Origin of the sequence: Peterkaempfera podocarpi (assembly GCF_042466665.1) — a bacterium.
GTDB lineage: Bacteria > Actinomycetota > Actinomycetes > Streptomycetales > Streptomycetaceae > Peterkaempfera > Peterkaempfera podocarpi.
This window is the reverse complement of sequence record NZ_CP162102.1, coordinates 6,679,232-6,697,745: the sequence shown is the minus strand read 5'-3', so window position 1 is coordinate 6,697,745 and position 18,514 is coordinate 6,679,232. Positions and strand designations below refer to the sequence as shown.

Below are 18,514 nucleotides of genomic sequence, written 5' to 3'. Positions count from 1 at the left end.
GTCTCAGCGGCCGGGGTTGCGGAAGAGGGGAGGGCGGCCGGCCGGCGGCGGGTCGCTGTCGGGGGGCGGCGGGGGCGGCCGCCTGCGGGCCCGCCGTCCTACGCCGAGGCGGCCCCGCACATCGCCGGGCGGCAGCAGGTCGGCCCATCGCTCGGGGTACTCCGAGGGCGGGTCGCCGCCCAGGTCGTCGTCGTCCGGGTCGGGGCCGGGGTCCCGGTGCTCGGCGGCGCGCCGGGCCGCCGCGCTGCGGACCACCGCGGCGGCGGCCTCCTCGTCGGCCCGTTCATGGGCGGCCCGTGCCTCGGCGGTCTCCTGGCTGGGCCAGCGCCGGTCGACGGCGGTGTTCATGGCTGCGCCGATCAGCACCGCGAGAGCCACCACGAAGATCCACAGCAGTACGGCCACGGGCGCGGCCAGCGAGCCGTAGACGGTGGGGCCCTCCACCGAGCTGACCAGGTAGACCCGGAGCAGCGCGCTGCAGATCACCAGGACCAGCAGGGCGACCAGGGCGCCGGGGATGTCCTCCCGCCAGGGGGTGCGGACCGGGACGGAGAGGTGGTAGAGCGTGGTGAGGAAGACGATCAGCAGCACGATGGCCACCGGCCAGTAGAGCCCGTTGACCAGGCCCGCGATCTGGGGCAGTGCGGCGACCACCATGCCGGGTCCGGCCACCAGCAGCGGCAGCACCAGGGAGCCGATGACCAGGGCGGCCAGATAGAGGCCCAGGGAGAGCGTCCGGGTGGCCACAATGCCGCGCTTGCCGTCGAGGCCGTACATCACGGTGATGGTGTCGATGAAGATGTACAGCGCCCGCGATCCGGACCACAGGGAGAGCAGGAAGCCGATGGAGATCAGGTCCGGGCGGCCGCCCTCGAAGACGCTCTTCAGCAGGGGTCTGACGATCTGGTCGATGGACTCGTGGGACAGCACCGTGCCGGACGCGTCGATGATGTCCTGCTGGAGGTTGTCGATGGTGCCCGCGCCGAGGATGTCGTCGAGGTAGCCGAGGGTGCCCGCCAGGCAGAGCAGCAGCGGCGGGATGGAGAGCAGGGTGAAGAAGGCCGCCTCGGCCGCCAGCCCGGTGACCCGGTACTCGATGCAGGTGTTGGTGGTCTCCTTGATGAGCGCCCACACCGTGGAACGCCATGAGGCACCCCCGTACCGCCGCCCGGAGCGCCGGGTGCCCTTCGCCCGGTGCTTGGGGACCTTCCGGGGGGTTTCGCCTGCTGGTTGCACGTCCTTACCGTATCCGGCGAGAGCCCCGGTACTCACGCCGCGGGCAGGTGGTCCCACCGGGTCCCCAGAGGCTCCGTCTCACATTGTGAAGACATTTTGTCCGACATACGGACCGTAGTGGACCGGCGCGAGATCCGCATGGGAATCTCTTGCCATGTCTGGTGCCGGAACAACCCTGGTCGGTCGACTCCACGTCGACCTGCTTCGCGTGTCCAGCGCCATCTGTCGGGTGACCTGAGCCCCCACCGATCCGGCGCCACCGCCACTCGCCATCCCCGCCGATGCGGATGCGCGGGCGCCTCCGGCCAGGTCACTGCCCATGCCCTTGCGAACCCCGCAGGTCACCGCAGTGCTGTGCGCTGGAGGCGACTCGCCCTCCGTCGCGCGTCACCACCTGCCGAAGGACGCAAAACCATGGCCACCACCCCCGCCCCCGACCGGGCAGCGCCCCAGCCGGACGCCGCCGCAGCGCGCCGTCCCGCAGCCCGCAAGGTGACCCGCCACCGCGGCGAGGGGCAGTGGGCGATGGGGCACTTCACCCCGCTGAACGCCAATGAGCAGTCCAAGAAGGACGACGACGGTCTCAATGTGCGGACACGCATTGAGACGATCTACGCCCATCGCGGTTTTGACTCCATCGACCCGGCCGACCTGCGCGGCCGGATGCGCTGGTGGGGCCTCTACACCCAGCGCAGGCCCGGGATCGACGGCGGCAGGACCGCCGTGCTGGAGCCGGAGGAGCTGGACGACGAGTACTTCATGATGCGGGTGCGCATCGACGGCGGCCGGCTCACCACCGAGCAGCTGCGCGCCATCGGCGAGGTCTCCCAGTCGTACGCCCGCGGCACCGCCGACATCACCGACCGGCAGAACATCCAGCTGCACTGGGTCCGCATCGAGGACGTCCCGGCCATCTGGGAGCGGCTGGAGGGCGTGGGCCTGTCCACCACCGAGGCCTGCGGCGACGTGCCGCGTGTGATCATCGGGTCGCCGGTGGCCGGGGTCGCCGCCGACGAGATCATCGACGGCACACCCGCCATCGAGGAGATCACCCGGCGCTACATCGGCAGCAAGGAGTTCTCCAACCTGCCGCGCAAGTTCAAGACCGCGATCTCGGGTTCGCCGGTGCTGGACGTGGTGCACGAGATCAACGATGTGGCCTTTGTCGGGGTGGTCCACCCCGAGCACGGCCCCGGCTTCGACCTCTGGGTGGGCGGCGGCCTCTCCACCAACCCCAAGTTCGGGGTGCGGCTGGGCGCCTGGGTGCCGCTGGAGGAGGTCCCGGAGGTCTGGGCCGGTGTGATCTCCATCTTCCGCGACTACGGCTACCGCCGGCTGCGCAACCGGGCCCGGCTGAAGTTCCTGGTCTCCGACTGGGGCGCCGAGCGGTTCCGCGAGGTCCTGGAGACGGAGTACCTCAAGCGGACGCTCACCGACGGCCCCGCCCCCGAGCAGCCCACCCGGCAGTGGCGCGACCATGTGGGCGTCCACCGCCAGCAGGACGGCAACTTCTACGTCGGCTTCGCCCCCCGGGTCGGCCGGGTGGACGGCTCGCTGCTCAGCAAGGTGGCGGACCTCGCCGAGGCGCACGGCTCCGGACGGCTCGCCACCACGGTCGAGCAGAAGCTGATCGTGCTGGATGTGCCCGAGGCGCAGGTCGACTCGCTGGTCGCCGGTCTCGAGGCGCTGGACCTGAGGGTCAGCCCCTCCCCGTTCCGCCGCGGCACCATGGCCTGCACCGGCATCGAGTTCTGCAAGCTCGCCATCGTGGAGACCAAGGAGCGCGGCCGCTCGCTGATCGAGGAGCTGGAGCGCCGGCTGCCGGAGTTCGACGAGCCGCTGGCGATCAATCTCAACGGCTGCCCCAACGCCTGCGCCCGCATCCAGACCGCCGACATCGGCCTCAAGGGCCAGCTGGTCACCGACGCCGACGGCCGGCAGGTGGAGGGCTTCCAGGTGCACCTGGGCGGTGCCCTCGGCCTGGACGCGTCCTTCGGCCGCAAGGTCCGCGGCCTCAAGGTCACCGCGGAGGAGCTGCCCGACTATGTGGAGCGGGTGCTGCGCCGCTTCCAGGCCGAGCGCACCGAGGGCGAGCGGTTCGCCCAGTGGGCGGCCCGTGCGCCGGAGGAGGCACTCTCGTGAGCGAGCGAGCCGCGCCGTTCCACTGCCCGTACTGCGGCGAGGAGGACCTGCGCCCCTCCGAGCAGGGCGGTCACGCCGCCTGGGAATGCGGGTCGTGTGCACGCGCTTTCACCGTGCAGTTCCTGGGACTTGTGTCCCGGGCCGTCTCTGGGGGGAGCACCCGATGAGCAGCACGACCGACAGCACCCGCCGCACCGCCGAGGAGCTGGAGGCGCTGGCCCTGCGGGCCGGCCGCGACCTGGAGGAGGCACCGGCGCAGGAGGTCCTGCGCTGGGCCGCCGAGACCTTCGGCCGGAGCTTCTGCGTCACCTCCTCGATGGAGGACGCCGTGGTGGCGCATCTGGCCTCCTCGGTCCTCCCCGGGGTGGACGTGGTCTTCCTGGACACGGGCTACCACTTTCCGGAGACCATCGGCACCCGGGACGCGGTGGCGGCGACCATGCAGGTCAATGTGATCACCCTGACGCCTCGTCAGAGCGTGGCGGAGCAGGACGAGCAGTACGGCGCGAAGCTGCACGACCGCGACCCCGACCTGTGCTGCTCGCTGCGCAAGGTGGAGCCGCTGCAGCGCGGGCTGATGGCGTACGACGCATGGGCGACCGGCCTGCGCCGCGACGAGTCCCCCACCCGGGCGAACACCCCCGTGGTCGGCTGGGACCCCAAGCGCCGCAAAGTGAAGATCGCCCCGATCGCCCGCTGGACCCAGGACGACGTCGACGCCTATGTCGCCCGGCACGGGGTGCTGCTCAACCCGCTGCTCTGGGACGGCTACGCCTCCGTGGGCTGCGCCCCCTGCACCCGCCGGGTCGCCGAGGGCGAGGACGCCCGGGCCGGCCGCTGGGCCGGCACCGGCAAGACCGAGTGCGGCCTGCACACCTGATCAGCCATCAACTCCAGAACCACCGACCGGGAGCGGACCGAAGTGACCACCACAGCCGACGGGACGGCAAGCCGGCAGGACACCGCGGCCGCCGCGCAGCAGCGCGGGGCCACCGTGTGGCTGACCGGCCTGCCCAGCGCGGGCAAGACCACCATCGCGTATGCGCTCGCCGAGCTGCTGCGCGCCGAGGGCCACCGGGTGGAGGTGCTGGACGGCGACGAGATCCGCACCTTCCTCTCCGCGGGCCTCGGCTTCACCCGCGAGGACCGGCACACCAACGTCACCCGGATCGGCTTCGTCGCCGAGCTGCTGGCCTCGCACGGGGTGAAGGTGCTGGCCCCGGTGATCGCCCCCTATGCCGCCTCCCGGGCGGCGGTGCGCGAGCGGCACACCGAGGCGGGCACCGACTTCCTGGAAGTGCATGTGGCGACACCGGTGGAGGTCTGCTCGGTCCGCGACGTCAAGGGCCTGTACGCCAAGCAGGCCGCCGGTGAGATCTCCGGGCTCACCGGAGTGGACGACCCGTACGAGGCGCCCGACCGGCCCGACCTGCGGATCGAGGCACACACCCAGTCGGTGGCCGAGTCGGCCGCCGCCCTGCACGCCCTTCTCACGACAAGGGGACTGGCATGACGACGGCGACGCAGCAGCCGCAGCTCGACGGCACCGACAACCCCTTCACCCTCTCCCACCTGGACGCCCTGGAGGCGGAGGCGGTCCATATCTTCCGCGAGGTGGCGGGCGAGTTCGAGCGGCCGGTGCTGCTCTTCTCGGGCGGCAAGGACTCCATCCTGATGCTGGAGCTGGCGCTGAAGGCCTTCTGGCCCGCGCCGGTGCCGTTCACCCTGCTGCATGTGGACACCGGGCACAACTTCCCCGAGGTGCTCGCCTACCGGGACCGGGTGGTCGCCGAGTACGGGCTGCAGCTGCATGTGGCCTCGGTGCAGGAGTACATCGACAGCGGCCGGCTGCGGGAGCGCCCGGACGGCACCCGCAACCCGCTGCAGACGGTGCCGCTGACCGAGGCGATCCAGCAGCAGCGGTTCGACGCGGTCTTCGGCGGCGGCCGTCGCGACGAGGAGAAGGCCAGGGCCAAGGAGCGGGTCTTCTCACTGCGCGACGAGTTCTCCCAGTGGGACCCGCGCCGCCAGCGCCCCGAGCTGTGGCAGCTCTACAACGGGCGGCACGCCCCGGGTGAACATGTCCGGGTCTTCCCGCTCTCCAACTGGACCGAGCTGGACGTCTGGCAGTACATCGAGCGGGAGCAGATCGACCTCCCGGAGATCTACTTCGCCCATGAGCGCGAGGTCTTCCAGCGCAGCGGGATGTGGCTGACCGCCGGCGAGTGGGGCGGCCCCAAGGACGGCGAGACCGTGGAGCGGCGCCTGGTGCGGTACCGCACGGTGGGCGACATGTCCTGCACCGGCGCGGTCGACTCCGACGCCGTCACGGTGGCGGATGTGATCGCCGAGGTGGCCGCCAGCCGGCTCACCGAGCGGGGTGCGACGAGGGCCGACGACAAGCTCTCGGAGGCCGCCATGGAGGACCGTAAGCGCGAGGGGTACTTCTAGAGATGCCGACCGATCTGACTGCCAACAACGGCCTCGGCGACACACCGACGCCGGCCGAGAACCCGTTCGGCGAGGCGGCGGCGACCGCGCTGCTGCGGTTCGCCACCGCCGGCTCGGTCGACGACGGCAAGTCCACCCTGGTGGGGCGGCTGCTGCACGACTCCAAGTCGGTTCTGGCCGACCAGCTGGAGGCCGTCGAGGCCGCCTCGCTGCGACGCGGCCAGGAGGCCCCCGACCTGGCGCTGCTGACCGACGGCCTGCGCGCCGAGCGGGAGCAGGGCATCACCATCGATGTGGCGTACCGTTACTTCGCCACCCCCCGCCGCCGCTTCATCCTCGCCGACACCCCCGGCCATGTGCAGTACACCCGCAACATGGTCACCGGAGCCTCCACCGCCGAACTGGCCGTGGTGCTGGTCGACGCCCGCAACGGCGTGGTGGAGCAGACCCGCCGGCACGCCGCGGTCGCGGCGCTGCTGCGGGTGCCCCATGTGGTGCTGGCGGTCAACAAGATGGACCTGGTGGAGTACGCGGAGCCGGTCTTCGCCGCGATCGCGGCGGAGTTCACCGCGTACGCCGGCTCGCTGGGCGTGCCGGACGTCACCGCCATCCCCATCTCCGCGCTGGCCGGCGACAACGTGGTGGAGCCCTCCGCCCGGATGGACTGGTACGGCGGACCCACGCTGCTGGAGCATCTGGAGACCGTTCCGGTCGGCACCGATCCGTCCGCCGAGCCGGCGCGCTTCCCGGTGCAGTATGTGATCCGCCCCCAGTCGGGCGAGTACCGCGACTACCGCGGCTACGCCGGGCAGTTGGCGTCCGGGGTGCTGCGCAGGGGCGACCGGGTCACCGTGCTGCCGTCCGGGATCACCACCACCGTGGCCGGGATCGACGCCCTCGGCGAGGAGACCGACATCGCCTGGGCGCCGCAGTCCGTCACAGTGCGCCTCGCGGACGACATCGACATCTCCCGCGGCGACCTGATCGCCGGCGGCGCCGCGCCCGAGCCGGTGAAGGATGTCGAGGCGACCGTCTGCCACCTCCATGAGCGGCCGCTGCGGGTCGGCGACCGGGTGCTGCTCAAGCACACCACCCGCACCGTGCGGGCGCTGGTGAAGGAGATCCCGTACCGGGTCGACATCGACAGCCTGGAGCGGCGCTCCGGCGCGGCGGGCCTGGCGGTCAACGACATCGGCCGGGTGGTGCTGCGCACCGCCGAGCCGCTGGCGCTGGACTCCTATGCGGACAACCGTTTCACCGGGTCGTTCCTGCTGATCGACCCGGCCGACGGCACCACCCTCACCGCCGGTATGGCGGGCGAGGCCTTCGGCGACGCGCTGCACGGCGCGGTTGCGCATGACGACGGGGAGGACTGGGTCTGATGCCCGGAGAGGCGTTCTCCGAGATGGACAAGGAAGGCGGCCGCATCGGCAGCGGCGTCCTCGGCAGTGGCCAGGGCGGCGTGGCGCGATGTGCGGGCGGATGGGCCTGACGGCCCGTCACCGGATCGCTGCCCGACCCACAGCGGGTACTGCGGCCCGGACCGCCCGGCCATCGCGCCGGCCACTCTTCCGACCCCGTCACGTGAGGACTCCTCCCATGTCACCTGCCCTGCCCCGGAACAATCGGCGGACACTCCCCGGCTCCGGCCGGATCAGACGTGCCGCCGCGCTCTCCGTCGCCGCGCTGACCGCGGCGGGCCTGCTCAGCGCCTGCGGCTACGGTTCCAAGAGCACCACCGACGACTCCACCCCGGCCGCGGCCGCGGCCGCCGGCTCCCCCTCGGCCGCCGCGAAGAAGCTCTCCGCCGACACGGTGAAGATCGGCTACTTCGCCAACCTCACCCACGGCACCGCCCTGGTGGGCCTGAAGGAGGGCTTCTTCGCCAAGGAGCTGGGGTCGACGAAGATCAAGACCCAGGTCTTCAACGCGGGCCCGTCCGAGATCGAGGCGCTGAACGCCGGCTCCATCGACATCGGCTGGATCGGCCCCTCCCCCGCCGTCAACGGCTACGCCAAGTCCAACGGGCAGAGCCTGCGGATCATCTCCGGCTCGGCCTCCGGCGGGGTGAAGCTGGTGGTCAACCCCAAGAAGATCAAGACGGTCGACGACCTCAAGGGCAAGCGCATCGCCACTCCGCAGCTGGGCAACACCCAGGACGTGGCGCTGCTCAACTACATCGCCCAGAAGGGCTGGAAGGTCGACGCCCAGACCGGCAAGGGCGATGTCTCGGTGATCCGGCTGGACAACAAGGAGACCCCGGCGGCCTACTCCGGCGGCTCCATCGACGGCGCCTGGGTACCCGAGCCGACCGCCTCCAAGCTGGTCACCGAGGGCGCCAAGGTCCTGATCGACGAGAAGGACCTCTGGCCGGACAAGAAGTTCGTGATCACCAATGTGATCGTGTCGCAGTCGTTCCTCAAGGCCCACCCCGACGTGGTGGACGCGGTGCTGAAGGGCTCCGTCGCCACCAACGCCTGGATCAAGGCCAACTCCGACAAGGCCAAGGACGACGCCAACGCCGAGCTGAACCGGTTGGCCGGCAAGTCGCTGCCGAAGGACGTGCTCGACCCCGCCTGGGCCTCCATCGACTTCACCGACGACCCGCTGGCCGCCTCCCTGCAGACCAGCGCCGACCACGCGGTCACCGCGGGGCTGCTGAAGAAGCCCGATCTCAAGGGGATCTTCGATCTCACGCCGCTGAACACCCTGTTGAAGGGCGCCGGCCAGCCGGAGTACGCCGACGCCGGCCTCGGCATCCAGTAGGCGGCCAGAGCTCCGGGGCCCGTGTCCGCCGTCCGTCGATGCCCGTCAAGGGCGGCGGACGCGGGCCCCGGCGCAGTTCCCGCCCCCAAGCCCGCCCCACCCGTACCAGGAGGTGACTCGATGGCCCCCACACTGACCGAGGAGCAGGACGGCACGGCCGCCGGCGCACCGGTCGACGGCGCGCCCGCGGTCCGGATCGAGCATGTGCACAAGTCCTTCGGCCGCCCGGGCAACGCGACCCCGGTGCTGGACGACATCAGCCTCTCCGTCTCCCCGGGCGAGTTCGTCTGCCTGCTGGGAGCCTCCGGCTGCGGCAAGTCGACGCTGCTCAACCTGGTCGCCGGACTGGACCGGCCCACCGACGGCACCATCGAGGTGCCCAGCGGCCGCCCGGCGCTGATGTTCCAGGAGCATGCGCTCTTCCCCTGGCTGACGGCCGGCCGCAACATCGAGCTGGCGCTGCGGCTGCGCGGGGTGCCGCGTGCCGAACGCCGCCCCGAGGCCGAGCGTCTGCTGGAGCTGGTGCGGCTCGGCGGGGCCTACGGCAAGCGGGTGCACGAGCTCTCCGGCGGTATGCGGCAGCGGGTCGCGATGGCCCGCGCACTCGCCCAGGACTCCTCGGTGCTGCTGATGGACGAGCCGTTCGCGGCCCTGGACGCCATCACCCGCGACGTCCTGCACGAGGAGCTGACCCGGATCTGGTCGGAGACCGGACTCTCGGTCCTCTTCGTCACCCACAATGTGCGCGAGGCGGTCCGGCTGGCGCAGCGGGTGGTCCTGCTGACGTCCCGTCCGGGCCGGATCGCCCGGGAGTGGCAGATCGACCTGCCGCAGCCCCGCCGGATCGAGTCCAGCGGTGTCGCGGAGCTCTCCGTCGAGATCACCGATGAACTGCGCGAGGAGATCCGCCGCCATGGCCAGCACTGAGACCGCGCCCGCCGACTCCCGGCCGGCCGGCGGCGACCTGGCCGGTGTGGAGGCCGGACTGGACGCCCTGGACGCCGTCCAGATCCGGCGCACCCCGCTCTCCCAGATGCTCAGGGAGAAGGTGATCCCGCCGGTCGTCGCCGTGGTGCTGGTGCTGGCGGTGTGGCAGGGCGTCTACGCCGCCGGGGTGTTCCCCGCGTACAAGTTCCCCAGCCCGGGGCAGGTCCAGGACAGCTTCATGGACCTCTGGTACCGCGGCGAGGTCTTCTCGGTGCTGTGGACCAGCGTCTCCCGGGGCCTGTTCGGCTTCCTGGCCTCGCTGGCCATCGGCACCCCGCTCGGCCTGGTGGTCGCCCGGGTGAAGCCGGTGCGCGCCGCCCTCGGCCCGATCCTCTCCGGCCTCCAGTCGCTGCCCTCGGTGGCCTGGGTCCCGGCCGCGATCATCTGGCTGGGCCTCAACAGCCAGGCGATGTACGCGGTGATCCTGCTCGGCGCAGTCCCGTCCATCGCCAACGGGCTGGTCTCCGGCATCGACCAGGTGCCGCCGCTCTATCTGCGCGCCGGACGCACCCTCGGCGCCACCGGGCTGCGCGGCGCCCGCCACATCCTGCTGCCCGCCGCGCTCCCCGGCTACCTGGCCGGGCTCAAGCAGGGCTGGGCCTTCTCCTGGCGCTCGCTGATGGCCGCCGAACTGATCGCCAGCTCCCCCGACCTGGGCCTCGGCCTCGGCCAGCTGCTGGAGAACGGCCGGGTCGCCTTCGACATGCCCCGGGTGGAACTGGCCATCCTGCTGATCCTCTTCGTGGGCATCGCCATCGACCTGCTGATCTTCTCCCCGCTGGAGCGCTGGGTGCTGCGCAGCCGCGGCCTCCTCACCACCGCCCGCTGACGGAGCCCGACCGATGCCCCCCGCCGCCGCCCCCGCCGCCCCCGTGCTGCTGCTGATCGCCCACGGCAGCCGCGACCCCCGGCATGCGGCGACCGTGGAGGCACTGGTCGGGCTGGTGCGGCGGCTGCGGCCGGCGACCCGCGTAACCACGGCCTATCTGGACCACTGCGCACCGCGGATCCCCCAGGTCGTGGCGCGGCTCGCCGCGGAGGCCGCCCCGGCGGTCGCGGTACCGCTGCTGCTCGGCCGCGCGTACCACGCCAGGACCGACATCCCCGGCGCACTGCGCGGCACCGGGCTGCCGGTGGCCGACGTCCTGGGGCCCTCGCCGCTGCTGCTGGACGCTCTCGACCGGCGGCTGGCCGACGCCGGACTCGACCTGCACTCCGCCGCCGACCGCAGCCGTACCGGGGTGGTGCTGGCCGCCGCCGGCAGCTCGGACCCCGCCGCCAATGCGGCGACCCGCGCGCTGGCGGAGCAGTGGCGCCAGAGCCGCGGCTGGGCCGGTGTGGCCGTGGCCCATGCCTCCTCGGTGCCGCCGCATGTCCCCGACGCGGTGGCCGCGCTGCGGGCCCGGGGCGCGCGGCGGATCGCGGTGGCCCCCTACCTCCTGGCCCCCGGACTGCTGCCGGACCGCATCACCGCGGCCGCCACCGCCGCGGGCGCGGATCTGGTCGCCCCGGTCCTCGGCCCGGCCCCCGAGGTGGCCCGGCTGCTCCTTCTGCGCTACGACGAGGCCCGGACGGCCTCCACCGCGCTGACCGCCTGACCGGGCGGGCCGGGCGGGCACCCCGCGCCCGGCGGAGGTTGTGCGCGCCCTTCGGCGGCGCGAAGGGCCGCGCGGGCGGTTGGCGCGGGTTCCCGGGTCCCATGTGGCGGTCGGCCCCCGGCGCGATGGTGGCACAAGCCGGCGCGGGCCGCTGCGACGGCGAGCCGCCGTGCAGCGATCCACCGGCGGCTCACCACCCTGCTGTCTGTCCGTCACTTGCGTTCCGCGGCCAGGCCCGTGAGAAACACCTCCAGCCAGCGCGCCCGCACCGCGGCGGGGCGGTCGGTGGGGGCGGTGGTGAGCAGCAGGGCGAAGTCGTCCTCGGTGACATCCGGGCGCAGGGCGCCCTGGGCCTGCGCGGCGGCGATGATGCGGCGGACGGCGCCGAAGGCGCGGCCCTCGAGGTCGCCGTGGTCGGTGGCCCCCAGCGCATGCGCGGCGGCCTTGACCGCCCTGTCCTCGGCCATGTGGTCGACGACCCTGGCCGCCAGATCCCGCAACTCCGCCATGGCCGGGGCGCCTCCGGCGTCGATCCTGGCGGCGGTCTCCTCGACGTCCGCCACCACCTGCTCGCCGTGTTCCCGCAGCACTGCCCCGATGAGATCGGTCTTGGTGGGAAAGTGCCGGTAGAGGGTGCCCACCGCGACACCGGCGGCGGCGGCGATCGCCTCCATGGCGACATCGGGGCCGTGCGCGGTGACCTGCTCCCGGGCGGCGGTCAGGATCTTCTGCCGGTTGCGGACGGCGTCGGCGCGCAGCTGGCGGGGCTGGGGCATGGGATCGGGCCTCCCTCGGTTGCAACAAGATGAATACTAGTTCATGATGAACATGAGCGATGGTTCATCTTCCAGTATCCCGAGGAGCCACCCATGCGCGCCCAGTCCAAGGACTTCACCCTCCCCGACCAGCACGGCAGGCTCGCCGTGGTCACGGGCGCCAACAGCGGCATCGGGTTCGAGACCGCCCGCCGACTGGCACAGTCCGGTGCCGAGGTGGTGCTGGCGGTGCGCAACGCGGCCAAGGGCGCCGAGGCGGTCCGCCGGATCCGCGCCGCCCAGCCGGGCGCCGCCGTCTCCGTCGAGACGCTGGACCTCTCCGCGCTGGACTCGGTCGCCGCCTTCGCCCGCCTGCTGCTCGACCGCGACCGCCCGCTGGACCTGCTGGTCAACAACGCCGGCATCATGGCCGTACCCGCCCGCCACACCACCGCCGACGGCTTCGAGCTCCAGTTCGGCACCAACCACCTCGGCCACTTCGCCCTCACCGGGCGGCTGCTGCCGCTGCTGCGCCGGGGGGAGGCACCCCGAGTGGTGACGGTGAGCAGCATGGCCCACCGCGTCGGCAGCATCGACTTCGACGATCTGCAGAGCGAGCGGTCGTACAGCTCCTGGCGGGCCTACGGCCGCTCCAAGCTCGCCAATCTGCTCTTCGCCCGGGAGCTCCAGCGCCGCAGCGACCGCAACGGCTGGGGTCTGCTGTCCACCGCCGCCCACCCGGGTTCCACCGTCACCAACCTCCAGACCACCGGCCCCAACCTCGGCACCGACCGGCAGGGCAAGGGCGCGGCCGGGCTGCTCATGGCACTGCCCGGCATGTCCCAGCAGCCCGACCGGGGCGCCCTGCCCAGCCTCTACGCGGCGACCAGCCCGGCCGCGGTCGGCGGCGGCTACTACGGTCCGGACGGCCTCTTCGGCCTGACCGGCGGACCGGCCCCCGCGGGCAGCCGCAGCACCGCCGGCGACGAGCAGGTCGCCACCCGGCTGTGGGAGGTCTCCGAGCAGCTCACCCATGTCCACTACGGCCGCCTCACCGCGGCATCCTGACCCAGCGACACCCGGAGGACCCTCCGTGCCCCGCACCACTGCCCTGTCCCGACTCGGCCGGCTGCTGCGCCCCGCCGCCCTCGGCGGCGTCCCCGAGGGCGAACGGCTGGAACGCATCCTCAGCTCGCCGCACTACGCCGACGGAACCTTCGCCAACCCCACGGCCGCCCGCACCGCGTCGCGCGGCGCCGCGCTGCCGTATCTGCGGACCCAGCTGCGCAAGGCCGACCGGATCCGGCGCGCCCCGGGATCCGCGATCCCGCTGCAGCGCACCGCTCCGGTGGGGGCGCCCGCCTCCGGGCTGCGGCTGACCTGGCTGGGGCACTCCACCGTGCTCGCCGAGATCGACGGCGCACGGGTGCTGTTCGATCCGGTCTGGGGGGAGCGCTGCTCACCCGTCCGGTTCGCCGGGCCGCGGCGACTGCACCCCGTCCCGTTGCCGCTGGCCGACCTGGGGCCGCTGGACGCGGTGGTGATTTCGCACGACCACTACGACCACCTGGACATGCCCTCGATCCGCGCGCTGGCGGACAGCGGGGCGCTGTTCGCGGTGCCGCTGGGCGTCGGCGCCCATCTGGAGCGCTGGGGTGTACCGGCCGACCGGATCACCGAGCTGGACTGGCACGAGTCCACCGAGGCCGCGGGGCTGACGCTGACCGCCACACCCGCACGGCACTTCTGCGGCCGGGGGCTTCGCGGCCACACCCTCTGGGCGTCCTGGGTGGTCTCCGGGCCCCGGCACCGGATCTTCCACAGCGGCGACACCGGCTACTTCCCCGGCTTCGCCGAGATCGGCGCCGCCCATGGGCCGTTCGACGCCACGATGATCCAGATCGGTGCGTACAGCGAGTTCTGGCCGGACATCCACATGACCCCCGAGGAGGGGCTGCGGGCGCACACGGACCTCTCCGGCGGGGAGCCGCACGGCGCCCTGCTGCCGATCCACTGGGGGACCTTCAATCTGGCCCCGCACCCCTGGGAGGAGCCCGCTGAGCGCACCCGGGCGGCCGCTCTCGCCGTCGGGGCGCGGGTCGCCGTACCGGTCCCGGGCCGGCCGTTCGAACCGGCCGGGGACCTTCCGTCGGAGCCCTGGTGGCGGGCGGTCGCCGTCCGCCCGCACCCCATCGCACCGGTCGTGCCCGCGGTCCGTGCCGCGCGGGAGGCACTGCCGGAGGACGTCCGCGGCTGAGCGGCCGTCACCTCACCCGGCGGCCGTCGCCGTCGCGGCCGGGCGCTACTCGGCCGGCCGCGGCCGGCGGCGGCGAGGCCGCGGCGCGGCGGTCGCACCCTCGGCGGCGCCGTGCCCCGCGGTACGCCGCGGCGAGCGCCGGCGGCGGGCCGCTCCGGGGACGTCCCCGTCCGGACGGGCTGCCTTGCGCGCCCTGGACTGCGACGGCGCGGCGGGAGCGGGCACCGGTACCGCAACGGTGACCGGGACGCCGGAGGGCGTACGGGCGCCGGTGATCCGGGCCAGCTCCGCGTCACCGGGCCGCACCCGGGCCGTGTGCGGCCGGATCCCGGCCGCGGTCATCAGCCGGCTCATCTCGCGGCGCTGCTCGGGCAGGACCAGGGTGACCACCGTGCCTGACTCGCCGGCCCGGGCGGTACGGCCGCCGCGGTGCAGATAGTCCTTGTGGTCGACCGGCGGATCGACGTTGACCACCAGGTCCAGACCGTCGATGTGGATGCCGCGGGCTGCGACATTGGTCGCGATCAGCGCGGTGACCTGACCGTCCCGGAACTGTTCGAGCGTGCGGTTGCGCTGCGGCTGCGACTTGCCGCCGTGCAGTGCGGCGGCCCGCACCCCGCTGCCGAGCAGGTGCTTGGTGAGCCGGTCGGCGCCGCGCTTGGTGTGCACGAACATGATCACCCGGCCCTCGCGGGCGGCGATCTGCGCGGTGGCGGCCTGCTTGTCGTCGGTCTCGACGTGCAGCAGGTGGTGCTCCATGGTGGTGACGGCCGCAGCCGGCGGGTCCACGGAGTGGGTGACCGGGTCGTTGAGGAAGCGGCGGACCAGCCGGTCGACATTGCGGTCCAGGGTGGCGGAGAAGAGCATCCGCTGACCGTCCGGTTCCACCTGCTCCAGCAGCCTGGTGACCTGCGGCAGAAAGCCCATGTCGGCCATCTGGTCGGCCTCGTCCAGCACCGTGGTGCGCACCTGGTCCAGTCGGCAGTCGCCGCGCTGGATCAGATCGGCCAGTCGGCCCGGGGTGGCGACCACCACCTCTGCGCCGCGGGCCACGGCCTGCGCCTGCCGGTTGATGGACATCCCGCCGACCACCGTGGCCAGCCGGAGCCTCAGCGCCGTGGCGTACGGGGTGAGGGCGTCGGTGACCTGCTGGGCCAGCTCACGGGTGGGGACCAGCACCAGGGCCAGCGGACGGCGGGCCTCCGCGCGGCGGCCCGCGGTGCGCGCCAGCAGGGGGAGGCCGAAGGCGAGGGTCTTGCCCGAACCGGTACGGCCCCGGCCGAGGACGTCGCGGCCGCTGAGCGAGTCGGGCAGGGTCGCGCCCTGGATGGGGAACGGTGCGGTGACGCCCTGCGCGGTGAGGGCCTCCAGCAACGCGGACGGCAGCGGCAGCTCGGCGAAGGTGGCGGCGGCCGGGCGGGCCGGGGTGGCCGGCTCGGCGGGCAGCTCCACCTGGGGGGCCGGGGCGGCCACCGCACGGGATGCGGCCGGGCGGCGGTTGCGGGGCGGCCGGGAGCGGCCGGCGGGCGGTGCGTCGTGGGTCCGGGAGCCGTCGCGGGACGGCCGGGCCTGGCGGGTCATCTGGATCCGTCTCGTCGTCGGGGGAGCCTGGGCACACGGCGAGGGCCCGCGCCGTACGGCGCGGGCCCTGCCGGACGGCGGTGCGGGACCGCCGCGTGACGTCAGATCGGGCGGATGTTCTCCGCCTGCGGGCCCTTCTGGCCCTGGGTCACGTCGAACTCCACCTTCTGGCCCTCGAACAGCTCACGGAAGCCCTGAGCCGCAATGTTCGAGTAGTGGGCGAAGACGTCGGCGCCGCCGCCGTCCTGCTCGATGAAGCCGAAGCCCTTCTCGCTGTTGAACCACTTCACGGTACCGGAAGCCATAATGTCTCCTTCTGGGGCAGTGCCAGGGCCCGCACCTTGCGAGCCCCGCGTCGCCGCGATCCCCATCCGGAGAAAGCCCGGACAAACAGAAGTGCGCCTGATGGTTGGACCAGCAGGCGCACACAAGCGTTCATGGGAACCAAAACTGCAACACGCCAACTCTAACACGCAGCAGGAGGGCGGACCCGGACGGGTCCGCCCTCCCTGGCGTATCAGCGCAGGCTGCCCGAGGAGTCGTACTCCTCGTCGCGGTCGGCCTCCACCGACTGCCGCTGGCCGCCGAAGTCCAGCACCTTGCCGCTGCCGGAGCCGCCCTCGGGGCGGCTGTCGCCGTGGCCCGGCCACCAGGCTGCGTGGCCGATCAGCGCGGTCAGCGCCGGGGTGAAGAACAGCGCCATGACGAAGGCGGCGACGGCGATGCCGAAGGCCACCGCGAAGCCCATCTGCGTCATGAAGGAGTTGCCCGCCAGCATCAGCGTGGCGAAGGTGGCCGCCAGGATGGATCCCGCGGCGGCCACGGTCGGGCCGCTGTGCCGGATGGCCTGGCTGGCCGCCTCACGCGGGTTGCGGCCCTCGCGGGCCTCCTCCCGCAGTCGGGCGATCATCAGGATGTTGTAGTCGGTGCCGATCGCGACCACGAAGAGATACATGATGATCGGCAGCATGAACATCAGACCGGCGTTGCCCTGGATGTTCTGGAAGAGCAGGGTGGTGGCACCGAGGGTGGCACCGAATCCCAGCCCCACCGAGGCCATCAGGTACCAGGGGGCGACGACGCTGCGCAGCAGCAGTCCCAGGATCACCATGATCAGCAGCGCCGCGATCGGGAAGACCAGCGAGTAGTCGTGCTTCATGGCGAGGTTGATGTCCTTGTAGACGGCGGTGATGCCGCCCACCAGGGCCTTGGTACCGGTCGGAGCGTCGGCGTGCGCGGTGTCACGCAGCCGGTCGACGGTGTCGATGGCGGCGCTGGACGCCGGGTCGTTCTTGAGCAGCACCGTGAAGTCGGCGGTGGAGCCGTCCTTGCTGACACCGCTCGTCGGGTTGACCGTCGCGGAGGCGACCCCGGGCACCGCCTGCAGCTTCTGTGCGAAGTCCGGCAGCGCGGCCCGGTCCAGCTGTCCGCCGGACTTCACCAGGTAGACGTGGGTGGGCTCCGCGGCTCCCGCCGAGAAGGCCTTCATCATCGTGTCCTGGACGACCATCGACTCCTTGTCCTTCGGCATGGAGCCGGAGGCCAGGTCGAAGGTGCCGTGGAAGTTGAACGCGGCCACCGCGAGCGCGGCCATGATGATGCCGGAGACACCTGCCACCGCGGCGGGGCGACGGCCGGTGAGACGGCCCAGCGAGGCGAAGCGGGCGCTGCTGGGCTCACGCTGCCAGTTCTTCGAGGGCCAGAACAGCACCCGGGGACTGAACACCGAGAGCACGGCCGGGAAGAGGGTGAGCGCGGCCAGCAGGGTCACCGCGACCGCGATGGCCAGCGACGGGCCCAGCGAGCGGAACATGCCCAGCGAGGAGAGCACCAGCGCCATGAAGGCGATGATCACGGCACCGGCGGCGGAGGCGATGGCCTCGCCGACCCGGCCGACGGCGTTGACGATGGCCTCGTGCCGCTCGTCCCCGGCCCGCAGGCGCTCCCGGTAGCGGAACATCAGGAAGAGGAAGTAGTCGGTGCCCACTCCGAAGAGCACCACCACCAGGATCGCGGTGACCGAGCTGTCGGCCTTCAGGCCGAAGATCTTGTTGGCGTCCGCGATCAGGCCGTTGGCGGCCATCGCCACCACGATGATCAAAATGAGCGGCAGCACCGCGATGATCGGCGCCCGGAAGATGATCAGCAGTGTGATGAGAATCGCACCGAGCGTGCCGAAAAGGATCAGCGAGTCGCCTCGCTTGCTGGCGTCCTGCTGGTCCAGCTGCTGGGCCGCCGAGCCGCCGAGCTTGACCTCCAGGTGGGTGCCCTTGGCCAGCTCCTTACCCTTGTCACGCAGCTGCTTGGCGGCGTCGGCCATCTTGCTCGGGTCGCCGCCGGTCTGCTTCATCTTGACGAAGGCCAGGTCGTACTTGCCGTCCTGGGAGCCCTGCGGCGACGGGATGACCGCCTCGACGGTGTCGATCTTCGCCGCACTGATCCCGGCGACCACCTTCTGCTCGGCCTGCTTGTCGGCCGCGTCCAGCTTCCCGCCGTCGGTACGCTCGAAGAGGTAGATGGCCGACGGTGTGAAGGCCTGCGGGAACGCCTTGGACTGCACGTCCGCAGCCTGGATGGACTCGTAGTGACGCGGCAGGAAGCTGCTCTCGTCAGTGTTGGTGGTCAGCTTGGGTGCCGAAGCGACGATCGCGACCGCAGCCACGATCCACGCGACGATCGTCCACCACCGGTGCCGGACCACAAAGCGTCCTATGCGATGGAACATGCTCGAAGTGCCTCCT

General features: G+C 72.3%; 17 protein-coding genes. 12 read left to right on the top strand and 5 right to left on the bottom strand.

Annotation, left to right across the window (positions count from 1 at the left end; all coding sequences use genetic code 11):
- Positions 1–3: 3 nt before the first annotated feature.
- Positions 4–1,236 carry a YihY/virulence factor BrkB family protein gene (locus AB0761_RS29510; RefSeq protein ID WP_377272182.1) on the bottom strand — a complete coding sequence of 411 codons (1,233 nt, stop codon included), beginning with the start codon at positions 1,234–1,236 and terminating at the stop codon, positions 4–6.
- 154 nt (positions 1,237–1,390) lie between these two features.
- On the opposite strand from AB0761_RS29510, the gene AB0761_RS29505 reads away from it, so the two are divergent.
- The 10 genes from AB0761_RS29505 (at position 1,391) to AB0761_RS29460 (ending at position 11,180) form a co-directional block, all read left to right on the top strand.
- Complete coding sequence (locus AB0761_RS29505; RefSeq protein ID WP_377274385.1) at positions 1,391–1,474, top strand: putative leader peptide; 84 nt, start codon at positions 1,391–1,393, stop codon at positions 1,472–1,474.
- A 176-nt stretch (positions 1,475–1,650) separates the two neighbouring features.
- Positions 1,651–3,378 carry a nitrite/sulfite reductase gene (locus AB0761_RS29500; RefSeq protein ID WP_377272181.1) on the top strand — a complete coding sequence of 576 codons (1,728 nt, stop codon included), beginning with the start codon at positions 1,651–1,653 and terminating at the stop codon, positions 3,376–3,378.
- 163 nt (positions 3,379–3,541) lie between these two features.
- The gene (locus AB0761_RS29495) at positions 3,542–4,258 is read left to right on the top strand and encodes a phosphoadenylyl-sulfate reductase (protein ID WP_377272180.1); all 717 of its coding nucleotides are present in this window, start codon (positions 3,542–3,544) and stop codon (positions 4,256–4,258) included.
- 42 nt (positions 4,259–4,300) lie between these two features.
- Positions 4,301–4,891 carry an adenylyl-sulfate kinase gene (gene cysC, locus AB0761_RS29490; RefSeq protein WP_377272179.1) on the top strand — a complete coding sequence of 197 codons (591 nt, stop codon included), beginning with the start codon at positions 4,301–4,303 and terminating at the stop codon, positions 4,889–4,891.
- The gene (gene cysD, locus AB0761_RS29485; RefSeq protein WP_377272177.1) at positions 4,888–5,829 is read left to right on the top strand and encodes a sulfate adenylyltransferase subunit CysD; all 942 of its coding nucleotides are present in this window, start codon (positions 4,888–4,890) and stop codon (positions 5,827–5,829) included. The genes cysC and cysD overlap by 4 nt, the downstream gene beginning before the upstream one ends.
- 2 nt (positions 5,830–5,831) lie before the next feature.
- Complete coding sequence (locus AB0761_RS29480) at positions 5,832–7,211, top strand: sulfate adenylyltransferase subunit 1 (RefSeq protein WP_377272176.1); 1,380 nt, start codon at positions 5,832–5,834, stop codon at positions 7,209–7,211.
- A 217-nt stretch (positions 7,212–7,428) separates the two neighbouring features.
- On the top strand, positions 7,429–8,595 hold the full coding sequence (locus tag AB0761_RS29475) for an aliphatic sulfonate ABC transporter substrate-binding protein (RefSeq protein ID WP_377272175.1): 1,167 nt from the start codon (positions 7,429–7,431) through the stop codon (positions 8,593–8,595).
- 120 nt (positions 8,596–8,715) lie between these two features.
- Positions 8,716–9,522, top strand: coding sequence for an ABC transporter ATP-binding protein (locus AB0761_RS29470; RefSeq protein ID WP_377272174.1), 807 nt, complete (start codon positions 8,716–8,718; stop codon positions 9,520–9,522).
- The gene (locus tag AB0761_RS29465) at positions 9,509–10,411 is read left to right on the top strand and encodes an ABC transporter permease (RefSeq protein ID WP_377272173.1); all 903 of its coding nucleotides are present in this window, start codon (positions 9,509–9,511) and stop codon (positions 10,409–10,411) included. The genes AB0761_RS29470 and AB0761_RS29465 overlap by 14 nt, the downstream gene beginning before the upstream one ends.
- Before the next feature lie 13 nt (positions 10,412–10,424).
- Positions 10,425–11,180 carry a sirohydrochlorin chelatase gene (locus AB0761_RS29460; protein WP_377272172.1) on the top strand — a complete coding sequence of 252 codons (756 nt, stop codon included), beginning with the start codon at positions 10,425–10,427 and terminating at the stop codon, positions 11,178–11,180.
- Between the two features lie 212 nt (positions 11,181–11,392).
- Here the strand turns inward: AB0761_RS29460 and AB0761_RS29455 are convergent, their stop codons facing one another.
- Complete coding sequence (locus tag AB0761_RS29455) at positions 11,393–11,956, bottom strand: TetR/AcrR family transcriptional regulator (RefSeq protein ID WP_377272171.1); 564 nt, start codon at positions 11,954–11,956, stop codon at positions 11,393–11,395.
- A gap of 93 nt (positions 11,957–12,049) precedes the next feature.
- On the opposite strand from AB0761_RS29455, the gene AB0761_RS29450 reads away from it, so the two are divergent.
- On the top strand, positions 12,050–13,003 hold the full coding sequence (locus AB0761_RS29450; RefSeq protein WP_377272170.1) for an SDR family oxidoreductase: 954 nt from the start codon (positions 12,050–12,052) through the stop codon (positions 13,001–13,003).
- Positions 12,969–14,192 carry an MBL fold metallo-hydrolase gene (locus AB0761_RS29445; protein ID WP_377272169.1) on the top strand — a complete coding sequence of 408 codons (1,224 nt, stop codon included), beginning with the start codon at positions 12,969–12,971 and terminating at the stop codon, positions 14,190–14,192. The genes AB0761_RS29450 and AB0761_RS29445 overlap by 35 nt, the downstream gene beginning before the upstream one ends.
- Before the next feature lie 45 nt (positions 14,193–14,237).
- Here AB0761_RS29445 and AB0761_RS29440 read toward each other — a convergent pair whose 3' ends face one another.
- The 3 genes from AB0761_RS29440 to AB0761_RS29430 form a co-directional block, all read right to left on the bottom strand.
- Positions 14,238–15,773 (bottom strand): DEAD/DEAH box helicase, encoded by a 1,536-nt coding sequence (locus AB0761_RS29440; RefSeq protein WP_377272168.1) that lies wholly within the window; start codon positions 15,771–15,773, stop codon positions 14,238–14,240.
- Positions 15,774–15,874: 101 nt separating this feature from the next.
- Positions 15,875–16,078, bottom strand: coding sequence for a cold-shock protein (locus tag AB0761_RS29435; protein ID WP_377272167.1), 204 nt, complete (start codon positions 16,076–16,078; stop codon positions 15,875–15,877).
- A gap of 212 nt (positions 16,079–16,290) precedes the next feature.
- A complete protein-coding gene (locus tag AB0761_RS29430) occupies positions 16,291–18,498 on the bottom strand; it encodes an MMPL family transporter (protein ID WP_377272166.1) in 2,208 nt (735 codons plus the stop codon).
- Positions 18,499–18,514: the final 16 nt, after the last annotated feature.

Bases quoted from the DNA above. Each gene is read 5' to 3' on its own strand.
- AB0761_RS29505 (WP_377274385.1), top strand. From the start codon at position 1,391: ATGTCTGGTGCCGGAACAACCCTGGTCGGTCGACTCCACGTCGACCTG.
- AB0761_RS29500 (WP_377272181.1), top strand. From the start codon at position 1,651: ATGGCCACCACCCCCGCCCCCGACCGGGCAGCGCCCCAGCCGGACGCC.
- AB0761_RS29495 (WP_377272180.1), top strand. From the start codon at position 3,542: ATGAGCAGCACGACCGACAGCACCCGCCGCACCGCCGAGGAGCTGGAG.
- cysD (WP_377272177.1), top strand. From the start codon at position 4,888: ATGACGACGGCGACGCAGCAGCCGCAGCTCGACGGCACCGACAACCCC.
- AB0761_RS29480 (WP_377272176.1), top strand. From the start codon at position 5,832: ATGCCGACCGATCTGACTGCCAACAACGGCCTCGGCGACACACCGACG.
- AB0761_RS29475 (WP_377272175.1), top strand. From the start codon at position 7,429: ATGTCACCTGCCCTGCCCCGGAACAATCGGCGGACACTCCCCGGCTCC.
- AB0761_RS29470 (WP_377272174.1), top strand. From the start codon at position 8,716: ATGGCCCCCACACTGACCGAGGAGCAGGACGGCACGGCCGCCGGCGCA.
- AB0761_RS29465 (WP_377272173.1), top strand. From the start codon at position 9,509: ATGGCCAGCACTGAGACCGCGCCCGCCGACTCCCGGCCGGCCGGCGGC.
- AB0761_RS29460 (WP_377272172.1), top strand. From the start codon at position 10,425: ATGCCCCCCGCCGCCGCCCCCGCCGCCCCCGTGCTGCTGCTGATCGCC.
- AB0761_RS29455 (WP_377272171.1), bottom strand. From the start codon at position 11,956: ATGCCCCAGCCCCGCCAGCTGCGCGCCGACGCCGTCCGCAACCGGCAG.
- AB0761_RS29450 (WP_377272170.1), top strand. From the start codon at position 12,050: ATGCGCGCCCAGTCCAAGGACTTCACCCTCCCCGACCAGCACGGCAGG.
- AB0761_RS29445 (WP_377272169.1), top strand. From the start codon at position 12,969: ATGTCCACTACGGCCGCCTCACCGCGGCATCCTGACCCAGCGACACCC.
- AB0761_RS29440 (WP_377272168.1), bottom strand. From the start codon at position 15,773: ATGACCCGCCAGGCCCGGCCGTCCCGCGACGGCTCCCGGACCCACGAC.
- AB0761_RS29435 (WP_377272167.1), bottom strand. From the start codon at position 16,078: ATGGCTTCCGGTACCGTGAAGTGGTTCAACAGCGAGAAGGGCTTCGGC.
- AB0761_RS29430 (WP_377272166.1), bottom strand. From the start codon at position 18,498: ATGTTCCATCGCATAGGACGCTTTGTGGTCCGGCACCGGTGGTGGACG.